General features: G+C 61.3%; 28 protein-coding genes. All 28 read left to right on the forward strand.

The window, feature by feature from the left end:
* Positions 1 to 19: 19 nt before the first annotated feature.
* The 28 genes from ACODSJ_RS08290 to ACODSJ_RS08425 all read left to right on the forward strand — a co-directional run bounded on the left by ACODSJ_RS08290 (position 20) and on the right by ACODSJ_RS08425 (position 25000).
* On the forward strand, positions 20 to 751 hold the full coding sequence (locus ACODSJ_RS08290) for a helix-turn-helix domain-containing protein (protein WP_489101253.1): 732 nt from the start codon (positions 20 to 22) through the stop codon (positions 749 to 751).
* Positions 752 to 797: 46 nt separating this feature from the next.
* On the forward strand, positions 798 to 2390 hold the full coding sequence (gene sctC / locus ACODSJ_RS08295; RefSeq protein WP_489101254.1) for a type III secretion system outer membrane ring subunit SctC: 1593 nt from the start codon (positions 798 to 800) through the stop codon (positions 2388 to 2390).
* Positions 2387 to 3493, forward strand: coding sequence for a type III secretion system gatekeeper subunit SctW (gene sctW, locus ACODSJ_RS08300; protein WP_489101255.1), 1107 nt, complete (start codon positions 2387 to 2389; stop codon positions 3491 to 3493). Before sctC ends, sctW begins: the two co-directional genes overlap by 4 nt.
* A 23-nt stretch (positions 3494 to 3516) precedes the next feature.
* Complete coding sequence (locus ACODSJ_RS08305) at positions 3517 to 5568, forward strand: EscV/YscV/HrcV family type III secretion system export apparatus protein (protein WP_489101256.1); 2052 nt, start codon at positions 3517 to 3519, stop codon at positions 5566 to 5568.
* Positions 5569 to 5595: 27 nt separating this feature from the next.
* The gene (gene sctN, locus ACODSJ_RS08310; RefSeq protein ID WP_489101257.1) at positions 5596 to 6882 is read left to right on the forward strand and encodes a type III secretion system ATPase SctN; all 1287 of its coding nucleotides are present in this window, start codon (positions 5596 to 5598) and stop codon (positions 6880 to 6882) included.
* On the forward strand, positions 6866 to 7321 hold the full coding sequence (locus ACODSJ_RS08315) for a type III secretion protein (protein ID WP_489101258.1): 456 nt from the start codon (positions 6866 to 6868) through the stop codon (positions 7319 to 7321). The genes sctN and ACODSJ_RS08315 overlap by 17 nt, the downstream gene beginning before the upstream one ends.
* Positions 7318 to 8163 (forward strand): type III secretion effector protein, encoded by an 846-nt coding sequence (locus tag ACODSJ_RS08320; protein WP_489101259.1) that lies wholly within the window; start codon positions 7318 to 7320, stop codon positions 8161 to 8163. Before ACODSJ_RS08315 ends, ACODSJ_RS08320 begins: the two co-directional genes overlap by 4 nt.
* A complete protein-coding gene (locus ACODSJ_RS08325) occupies positions 8160 to 9080 on the forward strand; it encodes a FliM/FliN family flagellar motor switch protein (RefSeq protein WP_489101260.1) in 921 nt (306 codons plus the stop codon). Before ACODSJ_RS08320 ends, ACODSJ_RS08325 begins: the two co-directional genes overlap by 4 nt.
* The gene (locus ACODSJ_RS08330) at positions 9073 to 9732 is read left to right on the forward strand and encodes an EscR/YscR/HrcR family type III secretion system export apparatus protein (protein ID WP_489101261.1); all 660 of its coding nucleotides are present in this window, start codon (positions 9073 to 9075) and stop codon (positions 9730 to 9732) included. Before ACODSJ_RS08325 ends, ACODSJ_RS08330 begins: the two co-directional genes overlap by 8 nt.
* A gap of 8 nt (positions 9733 to 9740) precedes the next feature.
* Positions 9741 to 9995 (forward strand): EscS/YscS/HrcS family type III secretion system export apparatus protein, encoded by a 255-nt coding sequence (locus tag ACODSJ_RS08335; protein ID WP_014337351.1) that lies wholly within the window; start codon positions 9741 to 9743, stop codon positions 9993 to 9995.
* 4 nt (positions 9996 to 9999) lie between these two features.
* Positions 10000 to 10803, forward strand: a complete 804-nt coding sequence (gene sctT / locus ACODSJ_RS08340; protein WP_489101262.1) for a type III secretion system export apparatus subunit SctT — start codon at positions 10000 to 10002, stop codon at positions 10801 to 10803.
* Complete coding sequence (locus ACODSJ_RS08345; protein WP_489101263.1) at positions 10778 to 11812, forward strand: EscU/YscU/HrcU family type III secretion system export apparatus switch protein; 1035 nt, start codon at positions 10778 to 10780, stop codon at positions 11810 to 11812. The genes sctT and ACODSJ_RS08345 overlap by 26 nt, the downstream gene beginning before the upstream one ends.
* A gap of 276 nt (positions 11813 to 12088) precedes the next feature.
* The gene (gene sicA / locus ACODSJ_RS08350; protein WP_489101264.1) at positions 12089 to 12571 is read left to right on the forward strand and encodes a type III secretion system translocator chaperone SicA; all 483 of its coding nucleotides are present in this window, start codon (positions 12089 to 12091) and stop codon (positions 12569 to 12571) included.
* Positions 12572 to 12573: 2 nt separating this feature from the next.
* Positions 12574 to 14343 (forward strand): type III secretion system translocon subunit SseC family protein, encoded by a 1770-nt coding sequence (sctE, locus tag ACODSJ_RS08355; protein ID WP_489101265.1) that lies wholly within the window; start codon positions 12574 to 12576, stop codon positions 14341 to 14343.
* A gap of 25 nt (positions 14344 to 14368) precedes the next feature.
* Entirely contained in the window at positions 14369 to 15445 is a 1077-nt protein-coding gene (locus ACODSJ_RS08360) for an IpaC/SipC family type III secretion system effector (protein ID WP_489101266.1), read from the forward strand.
* A 13-nt stretch (positions 15446 to 15458) separates the two neighbouring features.
* Positions 15459 to 16553 carry an IpaD/SipD/SspD family type III secretion system needle tip protein gene (locus tag ACODSJ_RS08365; RefSeq protein WP_489101267.1) on the forward strand — a complete coding sequence of 365 codons (1095 nt, stop codon included), beginning with the start codon at positions 15459 to 15461 and terminating at the stop codon, positions 16551 to 16553.
* A 46-nt stretch (positions 16554 to 16599) separates the two neighbouring features.
* A complete protein-coding gene (locus tag ACODSJ_RS08370) occupies positions 16600 to 16869 on the forward strand; it encodes a phosphopantetheine-binding protein (protein ID WP_489101268.1) in 270 nt (89 codons plus the stop codon).
* Positions 16862 to 17293 carry a hypothetical protein gene (locus ACODSJ_RS08375; RefSeq protein ID WP_489101269.1) on the forward strand — a complete coding sequence of 144 codons (432 nt, stop codon included), beginning with the start codon at positions 16862 to 16864 and terminating at the stop codon, positions 17291 to 17293. Before ACODSJ_RS08370 ends, ACODSJ_RS08375 begins: the two co-directional genes overlap by 8 nt.
* Positions 17294 to 17307: 14 nt before the next feature.
* Entirely contained in the window at positions 17308 to 18666 is a 1359-nt protein-coding gene (locus ACODSJ_RS08380) for a hypothetical protein (protein WP_489101270.1), read from the forward strand.
* Positions 18667 to 18985: 319 nt separating this feature from the next.
* Positions 18986 to 20245 (forward strand): winged helix-turn-helix domain-containing protein, encoded by a 1260-nt coding sequence (locus ACODSJ_RS08385; RefSeq protein ID WP_489101271.1) that lies wholly within the window; start codon positions 18986 to 18988, stop codon positions 20243 to 20245.
* The gene (locus ACODSJ_RS08390) at positions 20242 to 20721 is read left to right on the forward strand and encodes a transglycosylase SLT domain-containing protein (protein WP_489101272.1); all 480 of its coding nucleotides are present in this window, start codon (positions 20242 to 20244) and stop codon (positions 20719 to 20721) included. Before ACODSJ_RS08385 ends, ACODSJ_RS08390 begins: the two co-directional genes overlap by 4 nt.
* 95 nt (positions 20722 to 20816) lie before the next feature.
* Complete coding sequence (locus ACODSJ_RS08395) at positions 20817 to 21986, forward strand: PrgH/EprH family type III secretion apparatus protein (protein ID WP_489101273.1); 1170 nt, start codon at positions 20817 to 20819, stop codon at positions 21984 to 21986.
* A gap of 3 nt (positions 21987 to 21989) precedes the next feature.
* A complete protein-coding gene (gene sctF, locus ACODSJ_RS08400) occupies positions 21990 to 22253 on the forward strand; it encodes a type III secretion system needle filament subunit SctF (protein WP_489101274.1) in 264 nt (87 codons plus the stop codon).
* A gap of 60 nt (positions 22254 to 22313) precedes the next feature.
* A complete protein-coding gene (gene sctI / locus ACODSJ_RS08405; protein WP_489101275.1) occupies positions 22314 to 22622 on the forward strand; it encodes a type III secretion system inner rod subunit SctI in 309 nt (102 codons plus the stop codon).
* Positions 22619 to 23338: an EscJ/YscJ/HrcJ family type III secretion inner membrane ring protein gene (locus ACODSJ_RS08410; RefSeq protein ID WP_489101276.1), complete on the forward strand. Its 720-nt coding sequence runs from the start codon at positions 22619 to 22621 to the stop codon at positions 23336 to 23338. The genes sctI and ACODSJ_RS08410 overlap by 4 nt, the downstream gene beginning before the upstream one ends.
* Entirely contained in the window at positions 23325 to 23891 is a 567-nt protein-coding gene (locus tag ACODSJ_RS08415; protein ID WP_489101277.1) for a secretion system protein, read from the forward strand. Before ACODSJ_RS08410 ends, ACODSJ_RS08415 begins: the two co-directional genes overlap by 14 nt.
* Positions 23863 to 24573, forward strand: coding sequence for an oxygen-regulated invasion protein OrgB (locus tag ACODSJ_RS08420; RefSeq protein ID WP_489101278.1), 711 nt, complete (start codon positions 23863 to 23865; stop codon positions 24571 to 24573). Before ACODSJ_RS08415 ends, ACODSJ_RS08420 begins: the two co-directional genes overlap by 29 nt.
* Before the next feature lie 4 nt (positions 24574 to 24577).
* Positions 24578 to 25000 carry a hypothetical protein gene (locus tag ACODSJ_RS08425; protein WP_489101290.1) on the forward strand — a complete coding sequence of 141 codons (423 nt, stop codon included), beginning with the start codon at positions 24578 to 24580 and terminating at the stop codon, positions 24998 to 25000.
* The last annotated feature ends 121 nt before the right edge of the window (positions 25001 to 25121 follow it).

Genomic DNA, 25121 nt, shown 5'->3' on the forward strand with positions numbered 1-25121 from the left:
CGCAACAAAGGAGACGGCCGTGCAGGATCCATCCATTCGCTCCATGGCTTTTCCCGTTCAGCGCGAGCGCGTGCTGCACCTGCGTGTGGCCGCTGGCGCGGTCCGCTTGAGCGGTGCACGGTTTACGCCCGGTCATTGCCTGCCGGTCGGTTGGGAGGGCCTGGCGGTGCTGGACGACTCGCCGCAATGGCATGGCGGGGAGCTGCACGTCCTGCCGGTGTGCGAAGCACCGTTGGCGAAGCTGCAAGCCTTTTTCGACATGAGCACGGCGTTCGCCCGACAAGGGGCCCACGTTGCACCCTGTGCACTGTTGCCGGTGGCGGGTGATGTCGTCCGATCCCCCGAACGGCTCGATCGCTGGTACATCGAGCAGGCGATGAGCGGTTCAGCGGCCTATCACGCCCTCGCCAACCTGTTGCGCCGGCACGAAGGCTACGGGCTCGTGGGGTTTTTGCTGGCGCAGGGCACCCGCGGTGAAAAACTCAACACCCTGGCGCAGCGCTATGGCGTATCGGTCTCGCATTTTCGCAGGCTTTGCCAACAAGCCCTGGGCACGGCGGCCAAGCCGGCGCTGCGTGGCTGGCGCGCCGCCCAGGCGCTGCTGAGCATGAGCCTGCAAGACGGCTCGCTGACCGACGTGGCGCTGACGTCCGGTTTTGCCTCCTCTTCGCATTTTTCCAAGGAGATCCGCGAGCTCGTGGGGTTCGCGCCCAGCAGCCTGGCGGACATCACCTACCTGCCAGGCAAGTGAACCGATGAATCGCCGACCGTCATGCCTTCGATCCGTCTGCTTCAGCATGCTCATGCTGCTCCCGTTAGTGGAGGCGCGGGCCGATGTCTACACCTTCGAAGCTCGTGAGCAGAGCGCGCGCACGTTTTTCAGCGAACTGTCCGGATCGCTGGGCCGCCCCGTGATCGTCAGCAAGGCCGCAGCGGCCAAGCGCATTGGCGGCACGTTCGACCTGCGCAGCCCGCAACGGACGTTTGAACGGGTCAGTGTGCAGATGGGCTTGATCTGGTACAGCGACGGCCAGGCGATCTACTTGTATGACGCCGCGGAAATCAAAAGCTCGATGTTGTCGTTGCAGACCCTGACCGTGGCCAGGCTCCAGGCGTTCCTCGAACGCTCGGGTCTGCACGACACTCGTTATCCGCTGCGCGGCGATGGCCTGCGGACGTTCCATGTGTCGGGCCCGCCCATGTACGTCGACCTGGTGGTGCAGGCGGCCGGACTGATGGACAACCAGCGCTCGGAGCTGCTGCTGGGCAAGCAGCAGATCGGCGTCATCCACGTGCGCAATACCTTCGTCAGTGATCGCAACTATGAGCTGCGCGACGACAAGGTGACCGTCCCGGGCCTAGCGACCGTGATCGAGCAGTTGCTGCGCGGCGAGCAGCGCGAAGTCGAGCCTTCGGTGGCCCAAGCCCCGGCGCAGCGACTGCGAGGATCGATGCCGGTGTTCCCGTTGGAAGGCCTGGCCAATTCCACTTCCGAGCAGGACCCGGCGGCGCCGCGGATCATTGCGCGAGACGTGGCGGCCGGCAACATCCGGGTGGTGGCCTACCCGGACACCAACAGCCTGTTGGTCAAGGGGCTGCCGGAGCAGGTGCACTTCATCGAGAACCTGGTGAGCGCGTTGGACACGCCCAAGCGCCACGTCGAGTTGTCGCTGTGGATCATCGACCTGCACAAGGATGAGCTCAATCAGTTGGGCATCAACTGGCAGGGGGCCGTGAAGTCGGGCAGTACCTTCAGCGCATCGCTCAACGCCGGTTCGACGACCACCCTCGACGGTGTTTCCTTCGTCACCCAGGTCATGGCGCTGGAGCGCAGCCAACGGGCCAATGTCGTCTCGCGGCCGGTGATTCTCACCCAAGAAAACGTGCCGGCGATCTTCGACAACAACCGCACCTTCTATGCCCCGCTGGTGGGGGAGCGCAGCGTCGATCTGCACCACGTGACCTACGGCACCCTGGTGAGCGTACTGCCCCGTTTCGCCCAGGCGGACGAGATCGAGATGTCGCTCAATATCGAGGACGGCAATGAAGTCGAGACGGCCGGACAAGGCGCCTTGCCGACGGTCGGGCGTACTCGCATCAGTACTGTGGCGCGGGTGCCCCATGGCAAGAGCCTGTTGGTGGGGGGCTTTACCCGCGATGACCATGGCGAACAGATCGGACGGGTGCCGGTGCTGGGTTCGATCCCGTGGATCGGCCGCTTGTTCAGCTATCGCCAGAGCCGTTCGGCCAATACCGTGCGGGTGTTCCTGATCCAGCCCAAGGAGATTCTCGACGCCCTGGAACCTGACGCGGCGGCGGACATGTCGTTGCTGACGCCGCAGCAGCACGAGCGGGTGCGCCGCCTGTATTTTCGGATGTCCGAGCGATGATCCTGCCGCCGGTTTCCCTGGGGGGGCGGGCCGCACAGGCCCGGTTGAATGCCGAGAAAGCCGCCGAACATCCCCAGCCGCAAGCCGAGGCCGAGGCGGGGCTGGACGACAGCGCAACGGCGAACGTGGCGCAGCGCATCGTGCAGATCAGCGACGAGCTGTCGGCGGCGTTGACGCAGTTCCGGGGCCGGCGGTTGTTCGAACTCAAGTCCGAGACGCTGACCGACACCTTCGAGCGCGTGCTGGAGGACGACACCGTGCCCAAGGCCCGGCAGGTATTGAGCCTGGCACGGCTGGCGGACAAATCCGTCGCGTGGTTGCTTGAAATGGCGCGTCAGCTGTTCCCCGATGACAGCGACCTGGCGCTGGTGCTGCGGGCATTGTTGCGCCGCCGGAACCTGGAAACCGGCACCCGCCAGCGGCTCGAAACCCTCTTGCAGACGGTGGTTGCCCAAGGCTCGCCCAAGCGTCTGAACGCCGGGATCAACGCGGCGCTCAAGGCGCGGCTGTTCGGCAAGAGCATGGCGGTGAGGGCTGGCCTGTTGCGCGAGACCTACCGGGATTTCCTTGAATCCGACGACGGCCCGCTCAGTTGCTATCAGGACTGGATTGCCCTGTACGGCCCCGAACAGCGCATGAACGTGCTGGCGTTCATCGAAGCCGCGTTGCTCACCGACATCAGCGCCCAGGACCCCAGCTGCTCGCGCATCGAGTTCGGCCAGTTGCTGACCCGGGTGATCGACCTCAAGCGCTTGCGCTCGGCCGATGGGCTGTTTATCGGCGCTGTGCTCGGCGATGCGCTCATCTGCCGGCATAACCCTCATGAGGCCGACTGGCTGGTATTCCTGCTGGGTGTGCTGACCTACCCCGATGAGCTCGACCAATTGTTGCTCGGCGCGTTGGGCGAGCAGGTGCTGCTCAGCGCCCACCGCGAGCGCTCGACGTTATTGCAAACCGTGCGTCGACTCAGCCTGCAACTGCCGCCAGCGCTGTTTGCCGATGAAGACGCCCCGCAACGCCTGGCCATCCAATTCACCCGCCTGGCCGACGTCGCCTATGCCCACGAATGCATCGAACAGCGTCAGTCCGGTGCCTGCCCATGACCCGCTCCCGGAGCCCGGCCTGAATGCTCAATGTCTTTTTGCGCAGCGTTGGCGCTCGCCCCGAACTGCTGATCCTGAGCTTGATGGTGATGATCATCGCCATGCTGATCATCCCCTTGCCGACGGTGCTGGTGGATTTTCTCATCGGCCTGAACATCGTGATTTCGCTGTTGGTGTTCATGGGCTCGTTCTACATCGAGCGCATCCTCAGTTATTCGACGTTCCCGGCGCTGCTGCTGTTGACCACGCTGTTTCGCCTGGCGCTGTCGATCAGCACCAGCCGGCTGATCCTCAGCCAGGCCGATGCCGGCGAGATCATCGCCTCGTTCGGTGACTTCGTGATCGGCGAGAGCCTGGTGGTGGGCTTCGTGATTTTTTCCATCGTCACCATTGTCCAGTTCATCGTCATCACCAAGGGTTCGGAGCGGGTCGCCGAAGTGGCGGCGCGTTTCTCCCTGGATGGCATGCCGGGCAAGCAGATGAGTATCGATGGCGACCTCAAGGCCGGCGCCATCGACGCGGCCCAGGCGCGGGAGAAGCGCAGTGTGCTGGAGCGTGAAAGCCAGTTGTACGGTTCTTTCGACGGTGCGATGAAATTCATCAAGGGCGATGCCATCGCCGGCATCATCATTATCTTCGTCAACTTCATCGGCGGCATGGCCATCGGTGTCGGGCAATTGGGCATGGACCTGTCCACGGCCTTGTCGACCTACACGCTGTTGACCATCGGCGATGGCCTCGTCGCCCAGATACCCGCGCTGCTGATCGCCATCGGCGCCGGCTTCATCGTCACCCGCGTCAATGGCGACGACAACAACCTGGGGCGCAACATGCTCGCCCAGATGCTGGGCAATCCGTTCGTCCTGGGTGTCACGGCGGTGCTGGCGGTCGGGGTGGGCCTGTTGCCCGGTTTTCCGCTGTTGACCTTCCTGTCCATCGCCAGCGTGCTGGGGCTGGTGGTGTTCCTGCGCCACCGCCGATCCTCCAGGCCCGGCGCCTCGGGCGCTAGCCGCAGTGAACCCGCCGCGCCGGGTGCGGGGCAGGGTGAGTCGGGATTGCTCGATGACGTGGATAACCTGGCGACCGAAACCATCGCCCTGATGCTGCTGGTGCCCACGACGCGCCTGCCAACGCTGGAGAAAGATCGCTGGGCGACGCGTTTTCGCAGCCAGTTCTTCGTCGATTACGGGCTGCGCATCCCCGAGCCGCAGCTACGCGCCAGCGAGGCGCTGCCGGCCCACCAAGTGGCGGTGCTGATCAATGAAGTGCGCGCCGAGCAGTTCGACATCCATTTCGACCACTGGCGCCTGCTGGACTATTCACCTGAGCTTGAGCCGTTGGGTTTTGCCTTGGTGCGCGGCACCGACAGCAATCGCCTGGGCGGTACCTGGGTTACCGCTGCCGACCGCGAACGCGTGCAGCAGTTGGGCTATCACCTGCGACCGGCCGACGAAGAATGCTATCGCTGCCTGGTCACGCTGCTGGCGCGCAACATCCAGGAGTTTTTCGGTGTGCAGGAAACCAAGCACCTGCTCGATGAGATGGAAGCGCGCTACCCCGACCTGCTCAAGGAAGTCTATCGCCACGTCACGGTGCAGAAGATCGCCGAAGTGCTGCAACGGCTGATCGGCGAACGGATTTCCGTGCGCAACATGAAACTCATCCTGGAAACCCTCGCCCATTGGGCCTCCCGGGAAAAGGACGTGCTGGCGCTGGTCGAGCACGTGCGCGGCGCGATGGCCCGCTACATCAGCAACAAGTTCGCCCAGGGCCACGACCTGCGCGTATTGCTGTTGTCGGCGGAGTTCGAAGACGTGGTGCGCCGGGGCATCCGGCAAACCTCCGGCGGCAGTTTCCTCAACCTGGAGCCGGCCGAGTCGGAAGCGTTGATGGACCGCCTCAGCGTCGGCCTGGACGGCCTGCACATCGCCCACAAGGACCTGGTGCTGCTGTGCTCAGTCGATGTGCGGCGCTACATCAAGAAACTGATCGAGGGGCGTTTCCGGGAGCTGGACGTCATGTCGTTCGGTGAAGTCTGCGAGACCGTTTCGGTCAATGTCATCAAGACGCTTTGAGGAAATCCCGCAAATGGAAATCGTGCGATGAATAACCGGCTGGAACGGCGGGCAGCTCACCCCTTGCGCTTGAGCGGCCCGTTGATCGAAGCGGCGCTGGATGAGGTGGTGGTCGGCGAAGTCTGCGAAGTGCGCCGGCATTGGCGCTCGCCCGAGGTGACGGCGCGAGCCCAGGTGATCGGCTTCAAGCCCGGTGCTGTGCTGCTCAGTTTGCTGGGCGATGGGAAAGGCTTGTCCCGAGAGTCGATGATCGTGCCCACGGGCGCGACGTTGCAACTGGCCTGCAGTGAGGCGTTGCTCGGCAGTGTGGTCGACGCCCGGGGCGTTATCGTCGAGCGCCTGGCACCGTCGACCGCGTTTGGGCTGCGCGACTGCCCGGTGGACGCCGACCCGCCGGCGTACCAGCAGCGGCGTGCAGTGGTGGAGCCCTTGCGCACCGGCGTTCGCGTCATCGATGGCTTGCTGACGTGCGGGGTCGGCCAACGCATCGGCATTTTCGCCGCCGCCGGTTCCGGCAAGACCACGCTGATCAACATGCTGATCGAACACACCGACGCGGAGGTCTTCGTGATCGGCCTGATTGGCGAACGGGGGCGTGAAGTGACCGAGTTCATCGAGCATTTGCGCCAATCACCCAAGCGCTGCCGTTGCGTGGTGGTGTACGCCACGTCGGACTTTTCCTCGGTGGATCGCTGCAACTCGGCGCTGCAAGCCACGACCGTCGCCGAGTACTTTCGCGACCAGGGCCGGCGCGTGGTGTTGTTGCTCGACTCGCTGACCCGCTACACCCGCGCCCGTCGCGACCTGGCCCTGGCCGCCGGTGAAGCCCCGGCGCGGCGCGGCTACCCGGCCTCGGTGTTCGACGCCTTGCCGCGCCTGCTGGAGCGGCCGGGCGTGACAGCTTTGGGCAGCATCACCGCCTGGTACACGGTTTTGCTGGAAAGCGACGATGAGCCGGACCCGATGGCCGAAGAGATTCGCTCGATTCTCGACGGCCATGTCTACCTCAGCCGGGTGCTGGCCGCCAAAGGTCATTACCCGGCGATCGATGTGTTGCGCAGCGTCAGCCGGGTGGCGACCCAGATCACCTCGCCCCAGGTCCGGCAGTTGGCAGCCACCACCCGGGAAACCCTGGCGCGGCTTGAACAGTTGCAGGTTTTTCTCGACATGGGCGAGTACAGCCCGGGCGCGGACGCGGCCAATGACCGCGTGCTGCAGCGGCGCGAAGCCCTCGACCAATGGCTGCGCCAGCCGACGGGGCAAGGTTGCGAGCCGGATGAAGCGTTGCGGAGCCTGAATGAAATCCTTGCCTGACCAACGACGCCTGTTGGCCTTCAGCCAACTGCGCTGCCAACGCGGCGAGCAGGCTGTGCTGCGGGCCCGGCGTCAATTGCAGCCGTTGCGGCAGGAACAGTCCGCTTTCGAAGAACAAGAGACGGCGCTGCAACGCTTGTTGGTGAGCCATCGTGCCAATGACTGCGTGCTGGATCACGGCCAACTGTTGGCGCTGTTGCGCACCCAGGCGGTTATCCGGCGGCGCATCGATCTGCTGCGTGTCGAGCGTGAGCGCGTCGATCAGCAGTACCGGCAGATCGAGCAACAGTTGCAGGCGCAACGCGAACAACTGCGTGGCCTGCAACGCAAACACGACACGTATGAACGCGGCGTCCGACAGCTGTTGCGTGAGCAACGGCTCGAGGCGGTGCGCCGCGAAGAACGGGAGCTGGAAGAGATGATCGGGGTGCGGCGATGAACGAGGTCTTTGCAGGGGCCACGCGGCCGGTCCAGGCTTTGGAACCGGTTGACGAGTGTCCGCTGGATGAGCTGCAAGAACCGTTTGTCCCGGTACCGGATGATGAGCTGCCACAGGGCGTGCTGGACCTCGTGGCGTCGCTGATTGTGCTTCCTCGACCCATGATGGAAGCCGCCCGGACGCTGGCCTGGCAGGCGCTGGAGGTTGGGCCGGAAACGCGAACGGCTGAGCCTGATGGGCAACGATGGGAAGCCCGGGCCCCCCAGGTTTTGCCACGAGCAGCCTCGCAATCCGCCACGCTGTCACAACCCACGTCGCCGCAACGCCTGGAGCCTGTGGCTGCTGGTGTCGATCTTGCCACTACGGCGTCGGTGTCGGTGTCGGTGTCAGTCGAGTTGCAGGGGGGTGAGCCATCCACCGTTCCCCGTGCGCCCTCGGTAGCCTCCCTCGATGAGCAACCCTTGCCTCCAGCGCCCTTGAGCTTTCAAGGCGTGCGCCAGGCGCCGGCCGTTGCGCAAGCCGCCATCCCGACCCCGGCGCTGCCGCCAGCGCCGCGAATGCCTGAGGTCAGGGTCGAGGCGCTGTCGGGCACGGACCGTGGCGTCCTGCAAGTGCCGTTCAATAAAGGCGCTGCCAGTGGGCAGGTGACGATCACTCGTCTGCCTGAAGAACCCACCCGGAACCTGACGCTCAATCCCAGCAACGCCCTGGTGTTCGAGCAACTCAAGGTGCCTTTCGAGCTGGCCCGGGAACCGGCCTGGCGGCTGGCCGACAGTGGCGACGAGCAGTCGCGCCAGGGTTCGCAGCAGGCGCCGGATGATGATCCGGATGAGCCGGCATGAGTGCGTTGCAACTACGACGGGTCGAGCCATTGGCCCATGCCCATGCCCAGGCGATTCATCGCTGGCGACGCGGCGGTCGGGACGCGGGACTGGGCCGGGTGCCAGGGCACTGCGGCTATGTGCGTTTTTGCGCCCAGGGCCGCGCCGGCGACTGGCAGGGATTGATCGCCGCCCATGACTGGTTGTACCGCGCGTTGCCACCGTTGCAGTCCTTGCTGAAGGTGCAAACGTCGTTGGTGAACATCGTCGAGTTGTTTCGTGCGCTGCCGCGTCCCTTGCTGCTGGAGGATGAGTTGCACTACCGGGCGCTGGCCGATATCGAAGGCGTTACCCCGGCGCAATTGCCCGCCCGCGAGCTGCCATGGCTTGAAACGCCTCGGGGCCGGTTGTGGATGTTGCAATTGCCGTCGCCACCCAGTGCCAGCGAGCCCGTGGCTGTCGGTGCATGGCTGGACGATTTGCCTTTGCGCCTGGAGCTGATCCTCGGCAGCAGTCACCTGAGCCATGCCAACCGCAAACGCCTGGAGGAGGGCGATGTATTGCGCATCGCCGAGCGCACTCAGCGCTGCTACCTGGCCGAGCGCTGCCTCGGCATCTTCACCTTTACCCAAGAGGGCCTGCACTTGGAGCCGAGCATGACCGATGCCAATCCAGACAACCCGCCAGAACCCGCCGCACCGATCGACCTGGGCACCCTGGCGGTGCGCCTGGACTTCCTGCTCGCCAGCCACGAAACCGACCTCGCCACGCTGTCGCGCATCGTCGACGGGCAACTGATCCCGTTGGCCGAGGACGCGGCGCAGCGCATCGAGGTGCGCGCCAACGGCAAACCGGTTGCCCTGGGGGAACTGGTGCAGCTGGACGGCCAGTTGGGCGTCCAACTGCTCACGGTCTACCGGAACCGCGACGATGAATGACGTCTCGCTGATCGCGCTGCTGGCGTTCGCTTCGCTGCTGCCGTTCCTGGTGGCGGCGGGCACTTGCTACCTCAAGTTCTCCATCGTCTTCGTCATCGTGCGCAATGCCTTGGGCTTGCAACAAGTGCCATCGAACATGGCCCTCAATGCGATTGCCTTGATGCTGGCGATTTTCGTCATGACGCCGGTCATCAAGCAGGGCCATGACTACTACAAGCACGAGGCGGTGACCTTCACCGACATCGCGTCGGTGGTGGATTTCGCCGAGAACGGCCTGGGCAGCTACAAGGATTACTTGCGCAAGTACACCGACCCGGAGCTGGCGCAATTTTTCGAGCGGGCCCAGGCGGTCCAGGAGGAAACCGACGCTGACTGGCCTGCCGACGAAACGCTGGATCCCTCGCTGTTTTCATTGCTGCCGGCCTATGCGCTGAGTGAAATCAAGAGCGCCTTCAAGATCGGCTTCTACCTGTACCTGCCATTCGTGATCGTCGACCTGGTGATCTCCAGCATCCTGCTGGCGCTGGGCATGATGATGATGAGTCCGGTGATCATTTCCGTGCCGATCAAGCTGGTGCTGTTCGTCGCGCTGGACGGCTGGGCGCTGCTGTCGACCGGGTTGGTCAAGCAATACCTGACCTTGCTGGCGTAGGCGCACCGATGAACGATCTGGTCTATGCCGGCAACAAAACCCTGTACCTGATCCTGCTGATGGTCGCCTGGCCGATCATCGTCGCCACGGTGGTCGGCCTGGTGGTCGGGTTGATCCAGACCGTGACCCAGCTGCAGGAGCAGACGCTGCCGTTCGGTTTCAAGTTGCTGGCGGTGGCGGCGTGCCTGTTCCTGCTCTCGGGCTGGTACGGCGAAACCCTGTTGGATTTCAGCCGTGAAGTCATTCGCCTGGCGTTGAGTTAGGCCCATGTCGGTGACGCTGTTCTTCGAGCTGTACACCTGGTTCGCGGCGGCGCTCCTGGGGGTGGCCCGGCTGGCGCCGATCTTCTTCATGTTGCCGTTTCTCAATAGCGGTGTGCTGACCGGTGTCGCGCGCCAGGCCGTGATTGTGTTGGTGGCGCTGGGGTTCTGGGGCTACGTGGGTGTGCCCGTGCCTGGCCTCGACAGCGTGGCGTTCCTCGGGCTGGTGCTGCGCGAGGCGGGGATCGGCGTGCTGCTGGGGGTGTTGCTGTGCTGGCCGTTCTGGGTGCTGCACGCCATGGGCAACCTGATCGACAACCAGCGCGGCGCGATGCTCAGCAGCACGGTGGATCCGGCCAACGGTGTCGACACCTCGGAGCTGGCGAATTTTCTGCAGCTGTTTGCGGCGGTGGTCTACCTCGAGGGTGGCGGGATGTTGCTGATGCTCGAAACCGTCGGCCACAGTTATCGCCTCTGCGCGCCGGCAAGTGACTGTGAGTTCCAGCTGTCCGTTCTCCATCCACTGCTGGATGCGCTGGTGAGCAAGACGCTGGTCATCAGTGCGCCGGTGGTGGCGACGTTGTTGATCAGCGAGGCGTTGCTCGGTTTGCTCTCGCGCTATGCGCCGCAGATGAACGCATTTTCCGTGTCGCTGACGGTCAAGAGCCTGGTGGCGCTGGTGGTGTTGATGCTGTATTTCGGCGTGCATCTGCCGGATGAAGTGCTGCGCATGGGCATGATGGCCGACGGGTTGGCGGCGTATCTGGGCGGCGGGGAGGAGGGGGATGTCATCCAGCGCCTCGAAGACTGAAAAACCCACCGCCAAGCGCCTGCGGGACGCCGCGCGCAAAGGGCAGACGTTCAAGGCCAAGGACCTGGTCATCACCTGCCTGACCCTGTGCGGCATCACCTACCTGGTGTTCAACAGCTCGTTGTTCGAGGTCATGGAGGTCTACCGGCGCATCATCGCCAGCGACTTCGACACCGAGCTGCAAGCGTACTCGGCGATGCTGGTGACGATCGGTCTCAAGGCGTTGCTGCCGTTGCTGCTGGTGTGCGTGCTGACCAGTGCCTTGCCGGCCCTGCTGCAAAGCGGCTTTGCCTTGGCCAGCGAAGCGTTGAAGCTCAATCTCGGGGCGTTGAACCCGGTCAACGGCTTCAAGAAACTGTTCAGCCTGCGCACCGTCAAGGACACGTTCAAGGCGCTGTTGTACCTGGGCAGCTTCGCCCTGGCGCTGTGGATTGTCTGGATCACCCAGCGCCACTTGCTGTTTGCCCAACTGTTCGCCCAGGCACCGGACCTGTTCGCGGTCTGGGGGCATCTGTTGCTGGTGCTGGTGCTGGCGTTCCTGGTTTGTGTCCTGCTGATCGTCGTGCTCGATGCCCTCAGCGAGTACTGGCTGTTCATGAAAGACCAGATGATGGACAAGGATTCAGTCAAGCGCGAACACAAGGAACAGGACGGCAACCCGCAGGTCAAGGGGCGCCGCCGTGACCTGCACATGGAGCTGCTGTCCGAGCAGGTCAAGTCCGACGTGCGCAACTCGCGGATGATCATTGCCAACCCGACCCACATCGCCATCGGTGTGTATTTCCGTCCGGAAATCACCGTACTGCCGTTCATCTCCCTGATGGAAACCAACCAGCGCGCCCTGGCCGTGCGGGCCTATGCCAAGAAAGTCGGGGTGCCGGTGATCAACGACATCGCCCTGGCCCGACGCATCTTCAAGACCCACCAGCGCTACAGCTTCCTCCAGGTGCAGGAAGTCGAGGAAGTGCTGCGGCTGCTGATCTGGCTGGAGCAGGTTGAGCAGGCGTGAAGCACAACCAAACCCTTATGGCGAGGGGATTTATCTGTGGGAGCAAAGCTTGCTCGCGATGCAGGCGCCTCGATTCCAGGTAGACCGCGTTGTCCTCATCGCGGGCAAGCCTTGCTCCCACAGGGTGGTTGGCCTGGCCACAAAAGCAATCTCGCCGACTTAGGAGGTTTTTCAGCTGGCACCACAGCATGAGCGCAATTTGGCAGCGCCCCCCATCACCCTTTTGGCTCAATGGCATCGGTCAGCGACGCTGACATTTTTTCAGGAGTGTGGCGGATGAGTCGCGACAACAGACAAGACGAAGAGGCAGCCCTGCAAGTCGTCGATGCAGTGCTCGGTGGCGCGGCGTTGAAAGACGTGCAAGGCCTGCGTGACGAGCACATGGACGGCCTCTATGCCTTCGCCTTCCAGTTCTACGAACAGGGGCGGCTGGACGATGCCGAGAAGTTCTTTCACTTCCTGTGCATCTACGACTTCTACAACAGCCATTACTGGATGGGGCTGACGGCGGTGCACCAGCTCAAGCAGAACCACCAGAAGGCGATCGACCTGTACGCAATCGCTTTTGCCCAGGGCAAGAACGACTACCGCCCGATGCTGCATACCGGCCAGTGTCAGCTGGCCCTGGGCAAGGTCGGCAAGGCCCGGCTGTGTTTCGAATACGTGCTTGAGCAAGCCACGCAAGACGACCTGCGCGAGCAAGCCAAGGTGTATCTCGACACCCTGGCCCACATGGAACAGCACTGTTCGGAGGACTGAACATGAGTGAAATCAGAACCACCCTCAACCCCCTGTTCAAGGGCGCAATGAGCCGCAGCGAGGCCTTTGAGAAATACGGCGCGGCGGCCAGCAAGGCCGCCAGGACCGCCGATTTCCAGGCCGCTGGCCAGAAAGCCCTGGCGGACCTGATGTCCGTGAACTATGACGGCCCCCAGGGCCCGTCCACCGCATCCACCGGCAGGCCTGTGTTGTCCCCGCCACCGCCGCGCGCCGACGGTAACAAACAGGAAACCAGCGGTGACCTGTTCACGCTGCTGATGGCGATGATCAGCGAGCTGATCGGCGAGGTCGACGTCAAGAAGTTGAAGAACCGCCTGGCGATGGTGCAGAGCATGGCGGCGTCCAAGCAGCAAGGGTACGAAAAACTGTCGACTGATTACGCCGCCGCCGTCGAAGCGATGGAGGCGGCCGAGGGCGATGTGGGCAGCAGCCAGGAACAGCTTGAACGGTTGCAGGAGCGGGTCGTGCATTGCCAGGCGTTGTTGGCCGAAAGCGAAGCACGGCTGGCGCAACTGGACCCTGATTCCCCTGAGTATGCCCAGGAGCTGGCGCGTCGCGACCAACTCAAGGCTGAGCTGACGGGCCATGCCCAGGCGTTCGAGACGGCGACGGTTGCTCACCTCAAGCTGGTCGCCATCGCCAATGGCTGCGCTGCCACGCTGAACGGGCTGGTCGCCAAGGTGGTGGTGTCCGGCGCCAGTGGGCCCGACCTCAAGGAGACCGACGAGAAAGCCCTCAGCAGCAGTGCGCTGGCGCTGCTCAACCGCTTGAAGATCATCGAGCTGCTCGGCGAGGCAGCGCAGAACAAGGAAGAACTCAGCCAGGAGTTGTTCCAGGAGCTGCAGGTCAAGCTTCAGGAGCATATGAAGCGTGAGTCGGACAAGTACCTGGCCGAGGTCCGCAAGGCTGAGGCGCTGCAGAAAACCATGGGCTGCCTTGGCAAGATCATCGGCGCGATTGTGAGCGCTGCAACCATAGTGGCCGGTGTCCTGACCGCCAACCCGGTGCTCATTGTGGTAGGTGTGATCGGCGCGGGAGTGATGATTGCCGATGCCGTGGTGGAGAGTAAGACCGGCGTCTCGTTCATGGCAGAAGCCATGAAGCCGCTGACCATAGCTATGCAGGAAGCCATCAAGTGGTTCACTCAGATCTATACCGACCTGCTGATAGGCCTGGGTGTCGACTCGGACACGGCCAAGGACATTGCGCAGATCGCCGGCATGATCCAGGGGATTATCTCGACGCTGGCCGCCGTTGCCTTGGTGGTCATTATCGGTGCATCGCTGATCGGCCCCATGATCAGCGCCGTCGCTTCGAAATTGGCCTCGGTGGTCAGCCAGGCGGCGCCCGCCGCCATGCAAGCCATGAAGCAAGTGGCAACCTCGGTCGGCAACACCCTGACCCAGGCCCTCACGCAATTGCGCGGGTTCATCACCAACGGCGCCGATCCGGTCTTGTTGGCGCGCTACGCCGCCAACCTGGAGATCGCCCAGGCCGTCACCGAGTTCGGCAACGTCGCGGTCCAGGGCGGTCTCTCGATCAAGAGCGCCCAGCATCAGGCCCGGGCGGCCGTGCACCTGGCCGACGTGCGGGTGCGCATGGCGATCAGCGAAGAAATCAGCGCCTACCTGACCCAGGTGGTCGACGACTACGGCCAGGCGATGCGCGAGCGAACCCGCCAGATCGAGCAACTGTTTGCCGACATGCAGCGCAGCCATTCCGTCAGCCTGCAAATGGTCCGGCATGTTTGAAATTCACTCAAAACAGGTATTCAAGATGACCCATAGCATTACCAACGGGACGGTTCCCGCTGTCCTTACCCATGTTCCGAGCAACGACCTGGAACCGAAGCCGTTTTCACAACGCCAGTCCTTTGCGGGCCTGCCGAGCCTCGACAAGATCACTGCGCGACAAGTGCTCCAGAGCCCCAGCGCCACGGCCCTTTCAGTGGTGGAATTGGAAAGCCGGATCAACGCCTACCTGCCCACCGACTCGGACTGGCAGGACTTCCATTCAGCCTCGACGATGCTCAACGATGAAGCGCGCAACGACCTGATATTTGACCCCGGTGCCTGGGAAAAACACGCCAACGTACTGGTCGCCGCGATCATCGCACTGAGCATCGCGCGGGTGGCCAACGCGCAGTTGCGCGGCCATTTCACCGTCATGTCTGCCGATGCGGCCAAGGCCCAGGGCGCGGCCATCATCGAGTCGGGCAAGGCCGCATTGAACAGCGCCATTACCGGCGCGGTCGTGTCCGGTGCCATCGCCGGGTTCGCCATGTTCAAGACGTTCCAGGGCCAGGCATTGAAGCATGCGGACATTGATTTGCATCGGCGTAGTGCCATGGACGCCGGCAACCTTGAGCGTGACCTCAAGCTTGAACGAAACCGCCATGAGTGGAATCCCGAAACCACTCACCAGATCAAGACATTCGATGATTTCGGTCGCCCAAAGACCGTCGACTTCAAACCCCAAGGCGCGACGCTGACGCCCCAGGAGCAGGCCTGGTTCGACGGCGAGATTCTCAAGGCCCAAAAGGTCGCGCAGACCTCCGACTGGCTGAGCCAGATGGGCAGCCAGGGCATCGAAAGAAAACTGGAAGTCGGTCGCGCCCTCAACGCCATGTCCATGAACCTGAGCCAGGTGGTGTCGAGCATGGTGCGCCTGTCCGAGCACGCCGCGCGGGAGAGAGAGATGCTGATGCAAAGTGCCCAGAACAGCCAGAAGAGCCTGGCCGATGAAGTCGCCCAGACGGACGCGGCCGAGGCGGCGCTGTTGCAGAAGCTGATGGACATGGTGATGCAACTGTTTCAATCGCGCAGTGACGTGATTCGTGCCGTGACGGCGTGAGGAGAAGAGACCTATGGAAATCGCGCCATTTGCCCGTTCACCCATTGTGTTGCTGCCGAACCTGGAAGCAGTGACCGACACAGCGACGCCTCCCGAGCTGGACGTCGAGGTGCAAACGGTCAGTTCCCTGACGCATCTGCTCGACAGGTCGATGAACGCCATGAATCGCAGCCTCGGCCATCTGCTCAAGTGCTCGCCAAGCATCGACAAGCTACAGGACGCCATGACCACCGAGGCGACAGCGCAACAGTTCATCGCGGAGTTCGCCGAACAGGTCCAGACCAAACGGCACCGCGCGCACCTGTGGGCCGTGCAGGTGCGCCAGTGCGGTGCCGTGATGAGCCACTGCCTGAAAACCGGCCTGTTGGACGAAAGCCAGCACCTGCAGGTCGGTGAGGAACAGAGCAACATCCTGCATGCCCTCAAGGAACATCTGGAAAAAAAGAAGCCCCCCGAAATCGCAGAGGCTCTGGATGCGACGACCAATGCCTCGAACGACTTCTTCGAAAAACTGCTCGAACTCATCGACCTGATCAAGAACGGCTACCTCGCCGGCTACGAGCACATCATCAAGGCCTACACGGACTTCTTTGCCGACTTCAACGCCGAAATCACCGCGAAGATGAAAGACTGGGTGGAAGGGGCGAACGACGGCAAGGACGTCAAGCTGAACGCTGGCGCCTTGCGTGCCGCACTGGCCAATTTGATCAACAAATACACCCACCCCAACCCGGCGGCCGTGCTTTTCCCCAACCCCGACGAAGGTGGCACCAGCAAACAAGAAGCCGAAAAGTGGCTCAAGGCACTCGGCCTGCCTGACAGTTGCCTTAAACAAAACACCGACGGCACCTGGTGCGTGGTCATCGACACCGGACCGCTCTTGAAGATGCGAGACGGCTTGCCGTCCGGCACGGTGACTTGGGATACCGCCAAGTTCAACGAGTGGAAAACTGGCTTCAACGCTCAGGAAGAACGTTTGAAAAACATGTTGCAGTCGTTAACGCAGAAATATTCGAATGCCAATTCTTATCATGACAATTTCAATAAGACGTTGTCGGCGCATTTGAATCAGTTTGCCGATATGTTGCGGGCGATGTTGAACTTTTGATGAGTTAAAAAGAATTTTCATGTCGAGAGTCGATGTTGGGGGTTAGATGCTGGATGATTTTTCTGCAGTGAGTGATACAAATCGGCAGGTTCTAGGGCTGTTGGCTGTTGGTTTTTCTGGCGGTTGCAAGAATATTGAGCTTGCTTCTCGGTTGGTCGAAGATTTGTATATGGACTCCTTGGGGCTTGTTGAAGTTGTTATGGCGTTGAATGAGGTGTTTGATATTCAGTTGTCTGAGGAAGTGGTGGCGAAATGGAGGACGGTGGAGGATATTTGTCATTGGGTCATCTGTATAAAAAGGGGGGTGAGTGGTTAAGGGTGTAGAAGGTTGTACTCTCGATGATGATGCCAAATTTATGGCTGATAAATTTGTAGAGATGATCAAGGATAGTTATGGTGTAACGGATGTAGCGGTTGACGAATTTAATAGTGTTGGTTTGAGGCTGGGTGATGGATTTTTTTTCTATTTGGAAATTAGCTCAGTTACTACGGCTTTAATGTTTTTTCTGTTTCAGTTGCCAGTGGTGATGACGGAAGCGGAAATTCATATGATGAATGAAGTTGTGCAGTCTCAGCGAAATGGTTTGATCGCTGGTGTGGAGCAACTGCCAGGTTGTGAATTAGTCCTCTTCAATATGATCGAGGAAGAGATAGACGTTGACCTGTTGTCGGCTTCGCTGAGCGAAATGATCAAGCATTGGAATGAAGTTTTTGCCCGTGTTGATAAGATTGATTGTTGAGGAGATGGTTTTTCATGCTTAATGTTTCATCCGGTTTGGGTGTGTCGCGAGCCTCCAGTTTTACTTGCTTGGCTATTGATGTTCAAGTCAATATTCTTCGCGGTGCAAATATTGTGGCAGGAGAACGTGAAAAATTAAATGCTGTTGCTGGGTATCTGAAGGCGCGAGAGGGCGGGATGCTTGAAAGTCCGGATGAAGGCTTTAGAGCTCGTTCTAATTCTACGATCCTGCCGTCAAAAAATGTTCATGATCTCAGAGTGCACGAGCAGGAGAAAAAAATAAATGTGTTCGATCGTAGTCCTTATAAAGAAATGGCAAGTGAGAACAAGAAGCTTGAATTGACTGTAGGGAAGTACCTGAGTTGTAGTGCGGAGTTGACTTCAATTGCAAGAAGTATCAGGGAGGTAACAGGAAGCCCTATGAGGTTCGCTGATTTTTCCCCACGGCAACAAGAAAAAATTATCGAGGAAAGCGCTTATATTGGCGGCGCCAAGGAGCTGCTAGCTGACATGGATACTCTGGATGCTCATGTGTTGGCGACTCTTATAAAGGCAGAAAGCGAGGAGTATGATCTAGGCGATATGGAGCGGAGGAAGTGTATGTTTAACCACGTACGCTCACCGGATAACCCTATTTACCCCTGGAATAGTCATAGGTTTGATTTGGAAGTCTTTGAGGTGACAAATCCCATTCAATATACAGAAGATATTCGTAATCTTATTGCGGATAGATGGGGTGATCTTCTTGCTAAAACGGAAAATGTTGAGGGTTATTTGTTTGAAGAGGTAGGGGTTTCGCCGGTGGACTTAAATGATGGTGTCTTGAATATAATTCAAGGGCTTGGTGAGGCTGACAGAAAAAAACTATTGAAAGACGTTTTGCATGTCAATTGGAGTACCGAGCGGTTTATTGATGATGAGCAGAACGATCGCAGTAGTAATCCACTGGGGGCTGAATTTCGACAGCATACAACAGGTGCCAAAACGAACGTTGTCAGAGTTTCGGATGAGCAAGATAAAAATGTAAATAAGTGGGTTTTTGAGGCCATTGTACATGGCAAACCGGTTACGTCGGGTCCAAGCGGGCATACGCTTCGATATTTGAATCATTATGCCATGTGCAGTGAAATGCACCGTTTGTCTAACTCAGGTGTCGAAAATTTACCCTCTTTGCAAGAGGCCAGATTGGTCATGCTTGCTAATTTAATGGCACCAAAAGATCATCACTCCTACCATGAAATAATGCTTGCCTCAATAGGCGTATACGATGGGGAGGAGGTTTTGGAATACAGCAGCAAAGAGTCTTATGATGATATTGCTTTGACCCCCATTGGGGCGGCAGCGCTAGAAGTTGCAAAAGCTAAAGTGGCGTGAATAAGCTGCTGTAAGCTACATGCCGGCCGGTTGTCGAGCTGGCATGCCTCTAATTAATCGGAGCACAGGTTCTGATTGATCTTTGTCTTCACGAAACATGATTTGGTGTTCTCGGATGATTTGTATTCGGACGAAAGCCGTCGGATCAATGTGAGCATGGCTTACCGTTTATGTCGTAGTTTCCTACGTCAATATGATTGTGAGTCCTACGGAATCCCCCCACACATCTTCCTATAGTCACGCAGCTCGCCATCCCGAGCCTGCCCACCCGGCAGGCTCAATCGCGCTTCAGTCACTTTCTATAGAGAAGTACCAGAGTATGGACAGTACAACTGATCTAACGCCGGTGAAGTCATTCGTATTCGACCACTGGCTATTGCAAGGCGATGGAACGCTGATGCGAGATGGACAAGGAGTTCATGTTCCCCCCAAAGAGCTGCACGTGCTGCGCCTGTTGTTGACGTCGGCGGGTACGGTGGTCAGCAAGGATTACCTGCTGGACCACGTCTGGCCCCGGATGGACGCCGCGGAGGAGTCGTTGACCCGCTGTATCTACGCCTTGCGCAAGTTGTTCAAGGAGAACAAAGACTACATTGCGACGGTGTACGGCCAGGGTTATCGGTTCACCGGGGGCGTGGTTGAACTCCACGTGCCAAGCCAGGCGAGGGCGGTGGCGCCTTCGTTGGCGGTGTTGCCTTTTCGTCATCTGGACGAGGTTGCCGCGCTGGACCTGCAAGACCTGATCATCCGCCAATTGACCATGGCGTTCGGCGAGGCGTTGCATGTCATTCCCTCGGGGCTGATGGCGGCCTCTGGGGCGGCGGACGATGTGCGCTCGTTGGCCGGGCGGTTGTCGGCGGCTTATTGCCTGAGCGGGCGCTTTATCGGCTCGGGCGAGCAGCGGCAATGGTCGGTGGAGTTGATCCGCGGCCATGACCAGGCCTTGGTGCATGGGCAAACGCTGGATGCCTGTGATCCAGGCGAGGCGCTGGGTGCGTTGACGTGTCTGGTGGCCCAGCGCGTTCCGGGGCTACGGCCGGTTGGTGAACGCTGCGGGTCTTATGCGGTGGCGGTGGCGTATCTCAATGGGTTGTGCAGTGTGCAACAGCACACGGTGCAAAGCCTGCGCGATGCCCTTGTGTTGTTCAGGCAGTGCTTGAAACTCGATGCCGGGTACGCGCCGCCCTGGTGGGGCCTGGCCGATGTGTGGTTGGGGCAGGTGATGATGGGCCAGGGTGATCCGGACCGGGCAATCGAAGAGGCGCATTCGGCGGTTGCCAGTGCGTTGGCGCTGGACCCCGGCAGCGTCCCGGCGTTGACCCGGCTGGCGTTGCTCACCAGTTTGCGCGGCTGCGAGCAAGCAGCCCAGGTATTGTTTCGGCGTTGCCTGTTGTCGGCCGACCCGGCTGACGTGTTGTACTTCCATGCCTGGCATCACTTGTTCTGGCAGCGCAACGAGCGGGCGGCGCACCTGATCGACCAGTGCCTGGTGCACGATCCGGGTTGTGTGCGTGCGCAAATCCTGCGAATGCGCATTCAGGAACAACCGGCGTGGATCGGTGAGAGGCGCCTGGCATGAAGCGACGCGCAAGAAAGTGGTCGTGCGTGCCGGTGTGTCTTGGCTTGGGGCTCGGCATGGCCCAGGCGCATGCGTGGTGCTGGAGCAAGGCGGGGCAGCTGCATGCCATCGAACCCGAACTGCTGCGCGCCATTGCCGATGTCGAATCCGGGCTGCGGCCCGATGTAATCAACCACAACCGCAATGGCACCCGCGACATCGGCCTGATGCAGATCAACAGCATTCATCTGCCCCACCTGAGTGCTCGCGGTATCACCGAACAGCGCCTGCTGGATGAGCCGTGCCTGTCGGTGGAAGTCGGTGCATCGGTGTTGGCCGGGTTCATCGCCCGCTACGGTTACAACTGGACCGCAGTGGGCGCCTACAACGCTGGCAATTCCCCCGACCGCCAGGCCGCTCGGCTGCGCTATGCCCGCAAGGTCTGGCGACGCTACCAGGTACTTACCTCGGATCGTCCCAATGGCGGCGGATTCTGATCCCTCCCAAGGCGCTTTCGGCAGAATTCGATCAGGAATCCTGCCGCCGGCCTTCCTAACCTGTCCGCTCATTCGATCGCCCTGGAGTTAGGACGGTGACAGTCCCGACGGCCCTCCCTTCACAACGCTGCGTCCTGCGGATACTCAACGGCCCGTTGCGCGGCTGCGAGTTTGTGCTGGGAAACGGCGCCACCTTGTTCGTGGTGGGGGCCGTGGACGCGCTCGGGGAGGGGGCGTTGGCCGCGAGTGTTCCCCAGGAGGCGTTCTACATTCCCTTTGAGGAAGATGGCTGCAATTTCGAAGTGCTGGCCGATCAGGTCGCGCCGGACGGTGTGCCGTTGCGGTTGCTGGGTGATCCGGTGGAGGTCCGCCACTGTGCCTTCCAGGACAGGGTGCAGGTGGGTGCTTTGCAAATCGCCTTGCGCCTCGACGGTGAACCTTGGGCTGCGCCGCTTCTCGGGCCGTTGTCTGCGGCGCCAGGCACGGGCTTCACCTGGCGCGCGCCGTGGATTCGCTGGGGCGTGTGCGGTCTGGCTGTGGTGGCGGCGCTCGCCGCGACTGGCCTCGGGTCGCTGTCGACGCCTGCGCCCGAGGCGGATGTTCGCGCATTGATTGCCGGCGCCAGCGAGCCGGTGCAGGTGCTGCGCGGGCGTGACCGTGCGGTTTACGTGTTTGTGTCGTCCGAGCGCGACGCCGGTTGGAGCCGGCAGGTGCTAGCGCGCCACGGCACCGCGGACGGCAAGGTGTTGCTGCTGGACCAGGAACGCCGTCGGCTGGAGCAAGTGCTGGTCGAGCATGATCCGCACCTGGCCTGGCATTTTCTCGACCTCAAGGACCCGTCGTGGCCGCGGCTGTTGCTCAGTGCGCAACGCAATCTGCTCACCCCGGACCAGCAGGCCAGCCTGCTCGAGACGCTGCTCGCGGCGGCGCCTTATGCGCACGACGTGGTGCTGCAGAGGCAAGACGACACGCTGCTCGCCGGTCTCGCCCAGGGCGGTTTGCAACGTCTTGCGCTGGCCTTCGACCGGATCGAGCACGAGGGCGGTGTCACGTTCGCTGTCGAAGGCAACCTGCAGGATGCCGAACTGACCGCCGCGCGCCAGTTCGTCGAGGGGTTCTACCGGCAGTGGGGTGATCGCTACGTGCATTTCACGGTCGAGCTCAAGGACGACTGGCTCAAGGGCAAGTCGTTTCAAACCGGCCCGCAGGGCTACGTCAAGACGAGCCCCTCGTCCTGGCATTTTTCCAACAAGCAGAGCAGGTGATGTATGGCTGGTATCCCGATCATGTTTCCCGATTTTCCCGATGACTTTCTTGGCGAGCAGGCGGCCGCGTTCGAGCGTGGCGCCCAAAGCCTCAAGGACGCCCTGGATAAAGCGCTCGATGAGCTCAAGCTCGATGCCTCGGACCCTGGAAAGCTGGCCGCTTACCAGACCGCGTTCTCGTCCTACACGGTCTTTCGCAATGCGCAGACCAACACCATCAAGGGCTTCAAGGATATCGACATGGCGATTATCCAGGCGGCTCGCTGACGTCTTCGCTTTCGACCGGCCATTGCGCGTGACGATGGCCCCTTTCATGGAGTGCAGCGTATGTCCATCCAAGCCATTTCCCCGTCGATGATCGCCCGCTCAGCCCTGGCCGAGTTGCGTGGCCCGCAGCAAGGCCCGACCGTGTCGCTGGAGTCGCGATTGATCGAGGCGTTTGCCGATTCTGCAGTCAACAGCGAGCAGGAAGTCTCGGCGATCCATCAGTTGCTGCAACGCCCGGACGTCACCGACCCTGAAGTCCTGGCCCAGTTGCAAGAGCTGACCGGCCAGTACAACGTGGACATCAATCTGCTCAACGTGCTGGTGCGCAAAGCCGTGGGCACGGCCGAAACCTTGTTGCGCGCCTCATGAAGCCGGGTGCGTTGTTGTTATGGCTGTGCCTGGCGCTGGTGGGGTGCCGTCAGCCGAACCTGCTGCAAGGGCTGGATCAGCAGCAGGCCAATGAAGTGCTGTCGGTCTTGCAGCGCAACAACATCGCCGCGGTGAAGGTTGACGGTGGCAAAGCCGGTTACACGGTGAAAATCGATCAGTTGGATTTCTCCGCCGCCGTCGATCTGCTCAATCTTTATTCGTTGCCGTCTCGGCCACGCCTGCAAGTGGCCGAGATGTTTCCCGCTGATTCCTTGGTGGCTTCCCCTCGGGCGGAAAAGGCCCGGTTGTATTCGGCGCTGGAGCAGCGCATCGAACAGTCGCTGGGGGTGCTCGACGGTGTGGTGTCGGCACGGGTTCATGTCAGTTACGACCTGGATGCCGGCGAAGGCGGGCGCAAGGCGGCGCCGATTCATCTCTCGGCCGTGGTGCTGCATGAGCGCGATGTCGAGCCTCAATCGCTGATTACCGACATCAAGCGGTTTCTCAAGAACAGTTTTGCCACGGTGGAGTACGAGAACGTCTCGGTGGTGCTCTCCAGGCGCTCGGTGACCCAGTATGTCGCGCCCTCGGCGGCCGCAGCGCAGGGGGCTTCGCCGTGGCCGTGGGGGGTGGTGATTGGCGGATTGCTAATGGCGGGCGGCGGCGCTTGGGTTTATCGCCGGTCGCGCGCAGGGCGGCCTGATGTCGGAGCTTGAATCTCTCCAGCGGATCCTCGCCGAGCCGTTGGCGTACCTGCACCCTCAGCGCCTGGTCGTACCCGTTGGATTCGACGGGGCTGATGTGCGCTGCCTGCTCAACCGGATCGTGCTCGAGGGGCTGGAACTGCAAGGGCCGTGGCCGTCGATGCCGCTGACGGGCGTGGCGAAGCAGTGGGTGCGTTGTTGGCACCAGTTGCCCTACATCGGCCTGCTCATGGGCGCCTGTCGCTTACTGCCTGGACTGGCCCGCGGCGCGGCGCTGCTGCGCCTGCCGGCGTCGGTTCGCCAGTTTGCCAGCTACTGCCCGGTCGCTCGGGGCGATGTGTCGGTTGAAGACGCCCCCGTTTGCCTGGAGCAGATCGAAGCGGCCGGTCTCAATGCGCTCTGGAGTTGGCACAGGCAGATTCCGCCGATGTTGCTTGAGCGCCTGACGCTGCAATTCTCCCAACCGGTCGTTCGCTTGCACCGGCAATGGCCGGTCACCCAAGTGGATCCGGCGCTTTTTTTCCTGGCGGTACAGCATGCTCGACTCTATCCGAACCCTGACTGACTTGCCGGCTGGCGAAGAGGTGCATCTGGCGCGCGAAGACATCGCCGCTGCGCGTGGTCGTCACGCCTTGCAAAAGGAGGCCCGGTGCCGGGCACGCGAGTGTGTCGAACAGGCCCAGCGCGATGCCGAGGCCATTCACGGGCACGCCTTTGAGCAAGGCTATGCCGAAGGTCTCTTGCGTGTGACCGGAGCGCTGGTGGACGGCCTGCTGGCCTCGCAAACCCTGGGACGGCAATTGCGCAAGGATCTGGCCCGGGCCACCGCCGATCTGCTAGGGCAAACCTTGAGTCAACCGCAATGGCTGGACGATATGCTTGAGCGCTGGCTGGCGGGGCAATCCGCTGTTTCTGGTGCGGTGCTGCACTTGTTGTTGCCTATGCATTGCCGTGCGCGTGGCCATGAATGGCGCGAACGCTTGCGCCATTCATGGCCTGGCGAGCTGATCCTGGAATATCACCCCCAAGACCGCTACGTGCTGCGGCTGGCGGATCAACTGTTGGAGTTCGACGTTGAAGCGACTCGTGAGCGGTTGGAGCCACGGTTATTGGCGAACATCGCCCAGCTGCCGGCGTCGGTTCGGGTCTTGGACCAGGCCGCGCTCCAGGCGCTGACGAATTTGTACGCAAGCTTCGTCGCCGAGGCCACGCCGACCGTGGCGCAGGAGGTGCTCCGTGAAGATTGAACCCATGAACCGTTACAGCACGCTGGATCGCGAGGCGCACACCTCGTTCCAGACGCTGGAGTCGCGACTGTTGGCCGCCCATGTACCGACCCTGGACAGCAAGCGCCCGGACCCTGCATTCGAGCACTTGTATCAGTTATTGCTGGCCATGGAGGGGCAGGGTGAGAAGGCGATCCATGAATTTCTGCGCACCCTGCGGGGAGCGGACGGAGAAATGGCAGCCTATCCCACCGCCCAGGCGTTGATGGCGATCACGCTCCAAGTGTTGGTCCGATTGAAGGACGAAGGGTTGGAGAAGTCGCAGCTCTACAAGGAAATCAGCGCTGCCAATGGGCTGGCGTTCGCGATGGATCTGTTCACCAAAGACTTCATGCGTGATGTGTTCCAGCCGATGGGGGATGAGGCTTGGGAGAAGAGTGAGTGGTGATGGCGGTGAGGCCAACCAAGCAGAAAAGGGGCGAGCCTGATCCTGTGGCGAGGGAGCTTGCTCCCGCTGGGGCGCGAAGCGGCCCTTTCTTTGGGACTGCTGTACAGCCCAGCGGGAGCAA

Source organism: Pseudomonas sp. FG6 (genome assembly GCF_057809015.1).